The 4,057-nt window shown below is 37.5% G+C and carries 4 protein-coding genes; 1 reads left to right on the top strand and 3 read right to left on the bottom strand.

All coding sequences use genetic code 11. The annotated features are described in order from the left end of the window. Nucleotides 1–153: 153 nt before the first annotated feature. Nucleotides 154–345 carry a hypothetical protein gene (locus CK510_RS27270; RefSeq protein ID WP_245912461.1) on the top strand — a complete coding sequence of 64 codons (192 nt, stop codon included), beginning with the start codon at nucleotides 154–156 and terminating at the stop codon, nucleotides 343–345. Between the two features lie 134 nt (nucleotides 346–479). Here CK510_RS27270 and CK510_RS27265 read toward each other — a convergent pair whose 3' ends face one another. From CK510_RS27265 to CK510_RS27255, 3 genes are all read right to left on the bottom strand, one after another. Beyond that, complete coding sequence (locus tag CK510_RS27265) at nucleotides 480–803, bottom strand: hypothetical protein (protein WP_095724643.1); 324 nt, start codon at nucleotides 801–803, stop codon at nucleotides 480–482. A gap of 619 nt (nucleotides 804–1,422) precedes the next feature. Then, a complete protein-coding gene (locus CK510_RS27260; protein WP_095724642.1) occupies nucleotides 1,423–2,925 on the bottom strand; it encodes an alpha-amylase in 1,503 nt (500 codons plus the stop codon). 63 nt (nucleotides 2,926–2,988) lie between these two features. Continuing rightward, complete coding sequence (locus tag CK510_RS27255) at nucleotides 2,989–3,759, bottom strand: MBL fold metallo-hydrolase (RefSeq protein ID WP_095724641.1); 771 nt, start codon at nucleotides 3,757–3,759, stop codon at nucleotides 2,989–2,991. Nucleotides 3,760–4,057 lie beyond the last annotated feature (298 nt).

The following is a 4,057-nucleotide window of genomic DNA, read 5'->3' as shown; positions in this document are numbered from 1 at the left end:
TGTCTCATATTCTATAATGCAGTCTGTACCAATTTACATTCTGATTTTTTTTCTACCCCGATTTACCGAGCGGATACATATTTGTCTTCTACGTTAATTCCTGAAATCAACACAGATAGTTTAAGTAAGCAGCTTATTCTTGTCGGATAAATTATGGATAATCCACAAGCTTTACCCAATGATTTTATAAAACTATGTCAATCTGTGACAGCAAAAAGACCAAAAGCTGTCATCGATCACATTTTACAATATGGTTTTGTAACTACAGAAGAATTACAGCAAACATATGGTTATAATCACCCACCAAGAGCAGCTAGAGATGTTAGAGAACTGGGAATAAGCTAAAAAGCACCTAAATCATATATTAAGGCAGGCAGGAATGCCCACCCCACAAGAATTATAATAATTTAGATTATATGATTTAAATGCGGAACAGCTTACCTGCTAACGCATCTCATTTTATAAACTAGGCAACATATTTATTGTTTCTTCTTTTTATTTTTAAACCATAAGTTAAAGCATAAAATTAGTAAAAAAATAAGTATACTACGGGTAATTCCTCGGACTTCATATTGTGGATTAATATTCACATCTTGGTTGGAATCTTTAATTTCTCTTTTGATGTCTGCCGAATCGGCACTAGTAAGACCTTGTTTGTTGTAAAATAGCTGACTGTCTTGATTAACCTGTGCTAGAACTCTTAAATCTATACTGTCTGCTGGTTTTGCTGATAAGAAAATCGGACTGCCAGCAATTAAAGATAAGATAGAAATTGTGGTTATAACTTTAAAAAAATATCTCATAACATCCTCTGGACATATCTTGATTTTTGAGTTCTCTATTTATTAATCAACTGGGTGAAATAGAAATGTCTGAGTTAGAATAGCGTTTCCCGGTATAGTGAGGTCAGATATCATACTTACTTATTTCGTTGAATAAAGGTTTAAAAAGATTAGGTACACCTCATTTGCTTGGAAAACACTATAAAGCAAATCATTAAAACATAAATAGGTAAAGATAACTAAGATACTATACCAATTCTATGTGAAGCTGCATAGGTCAAATTCTATGCAGCTTCACAACTAATTGGTATAAACATCCCCTATTTTGGAACAAGTGAGTTTTTAATTATCTGGCTGTGTTATTTCGACGTAGGGTAGGTAGATGGGTTCGTGGAGATTATAATTTGCATTTAGGACTTCCCGTAGGATAGCAATCTCAAAATATAGGAAAAAACTACAGTTCTCCATGTAGAGGAGGTTTAAATATGTAGAGACGTTACGTATAACGTCTCTACGATCACGTTCTAAAAATTCCTTAGGAAGGTAAATTAAATAACATGTAATTCTGGTTGTATTGGAAATGGTGCGTTATGCTGCACTAACATCACCGTACTGTTACACTTTATTTAATACTCATTCCTTACAGTTCTACCCAAACAGAAACAGAACCACCATGACAACGGAATTCACCCCAACCATCGCTATTAGTGTAAATTGGTTCTTGGATATGATTGGTTATATCCACAAACTTGGCATTTCTCTTACCAACTTCCATCCATTTACTTCCTTCTGCACCATCACTCATAATTACAGCCATCGCTTTTGGATGTTCGTTGTCTCCTAATCTTGTCCAACCAACTGTATTAAAATGGTCAAAATACTCGTATTGCGAACCATAGGCATAATTTTGACGTGCGTAAAGCAGCTTATCAATTATCCAGCGATGGGAAGCCATAGATATTTTATATCGATTGCCGTCTTTTCCCCAATCTTCGTATTCTGCACCGTAATAATCAGCATAGAAAACGCAGGGATATCCCTCCTGACGCAAAAGAATTATCGCGTAAGCAAGGGGTTTAAACCAAGATTCCACAACCGACTCCAATGCTTGTAATGGTTGGGAATCGTGATTTTCGACAAAGGTGACAGCATTGGTGGAACGCTGCTGCATTAATGTACCATCTAAAATAGTTCGCATGTCATAGTTTCCCCCTGCTTTACTGGCATAGTGGAAGTTGTAATGTAGGGGTACATCAAATGCCGACATTTTCCCAGCAATTAAATCAATATATCGGTGAATTGAACTGATTTCGGGAACCCAATATTCACCGACAACAAACAAATCCTTACCAACATGCTTTTCCATCGCATCTATCCATTCAGGGAAAAACCAAGATGCGATGTGTTTGATAGCATCCAGACGAAAACCATCTACCCCAGTTGTATCCAGATACCATTTACCCCAATTGGTAATTTCTTGACGTACCCATGTATCTTGGAAATCTAAATCGCAACCCATTAAATAAGAAAAGTTACCTTTCTCCAAGGAAACGTAATCGTCAAATTGCTTCCCTTCAACTAGGTAAACCGTACTGCGTGAAGCGAAGCTATCCTGAAGGGAATCGCTCCCATTATATTCGTTATAGTCAACTGCATCAAAGTGATACCAATGCCATTCAAATTGGGAATATTTGTTTTTCCTTCCAGGAAAATGATAGTGGGTATAGCTTTTGATTTCCTGTAAGTCACCTTTGGAGTTTAATCGATTATCTTGGGGAAAGGGAGTGGCTTTAAATATTTCTGCTGAATCTGCTCCCATGCGATGATTGAGTACAGTGTCCGCATAAACATTTATCTGGGAATTATGCAGGGATTTAATCGCATTCAAATATTGCTGACGGGTTCCATACTTAGTCCGAATTGAACCTTTTTGGTCAAATTCACCTAAGTCAAATAAATCATAAACCCCGTATCCAACGTCGCTTTTCCCCGCAAGTCCTTTATATGCGGGAGGTAGCCAAATAGCAGTAAAGCCGGATTTTTCCAATTCCTTCGCCTTTTCACTTACCTCATCCCAGAGTGTTCCATTGTCGGAAATATACCAATGGAAGTATTGCATCATTACGCCATTTATACATACCATAGTTCGTCATTCACATAAATATGATGGCATCATCTTCGACACTAGGGACATCCGTCAAGCGGTTCAGTTAATTGCTAATAAATCAACCTCAAATCTTTCTCCAGAATTTGGTTCAGCTACTTTTGTGGTGAAATTTTTCTCTGCGATCGCATTCCGCAAATCCTCTACACTACCATTCGCACGCAAGGCAGAAACTAATAGTCCTGAAAATGAAATATCACCTCCCGCAGCAGTGTTCATTATTACTTGCGGTTGTAACCACTCAATTACTTCCATTGCACTCTTCATCCCTTTAATAAAGGAACCAAGTAAAACAATCTCTATATCAATAATGGGAGTGACGACTACATCAACGGGGGCAAAGTCTTTTAGGGTTGGTGAATGATTCCCGTGCGGTTCGTAGTATAGGGTGGTATTATTAGTTAAATCTTTGAGCAAATAGCCATTTTCCAACAGCATTGGACCAATTGGTGAACCTGGAAAGGCTCTAATTTCTAATGTATCGGCAAAATTAAGTCCTTCCCCATGTGCTAAGGTGGTAACTTTTGTGTAACCGAGTTTCTGCACAACTTTTGCTGCGTTAGGTGAAGCGATAACAGGTATATTGCGATCGAGTTTTTCTAATGTTGGTGGGTGAGCGTGGTCTTCCAAACCCTGGGATAGTAAAATTAGGTCGATGTTCTCTGGTATGGGATGCTGGGAATTTCGCTCTCCTTTAAAGAACCAAGGTGCATTACCGAATACTAATGAACCCACTAACCAAGGATCGAGCAGAATACGCTGATTACCCATTTCAATGAGCCAAGAATTACTATCGAGCCAAGTTAGATACATACTCTTTTGGTTTATTTTTGGTTTTGTTCTGTTGAGATATTGTAACGTTATGTTAAATAAACAAGTATATTTTTTATAAAGTGTAGCAGAATTCCAAGGTTAAGTATAAGTAGTTTACTAGTACAACACAGCGCAGGTAAACCGACTATTGTGAATACCAAACCCGTCAAAGCCAGAAGTTATAAACCTCTGTCTAATAGCGAAAGTCCTCTAAAAGAGGACTAAATTCAAGCACTAAATGGTAGGCATATTTACGCCAAGCTGTACTAGTCGTCTATTGATTTTGATATTTATTTAT

It is taken from the genome of Brunnivagina elsteri CCALA 953, assembly GCF_002289455.1.
GTDB lineage: Bacteria > Cyanobacteriota > Cyanobacteriia > Cyanobacteriales > Nostocaceae > Brunnivagina > Brunnivagina elsteri.
Note: the sequence above shows the minus strand (reverse complement) of the source record. Positions and strands in the feature narration are given on the sequence as shown.

Coding starts and splice junctions, on each gene's coding strand:
- CK510_RS27270 (WP_245912461.1), top strand. CDS start 154: ATGGATAATCCACAAGCTTTACCCAATGATTTTATAAAACTATGTCAA.
- CK510_RS27265 (WP_095724643.1), bottom strand. CDS start 803: ATGAGATATTTTTTTAAAGTTATAACCACAATTTCTATCTTATCTTTA.
- CK510_RS27260 (WP_095724642.1), bottom strand. CDS start 2,925: ATGGTATGTATAAATGGCGTAATGATGCAATACTTCCATTGGTATATT.
- CK510_RS27255 (WP_095724641.1), bottom strand. CDS start 3,759: ATGTATCTAACTTGGCTCGATAGTAATTCTTGGCTCATTGAAATGGGT.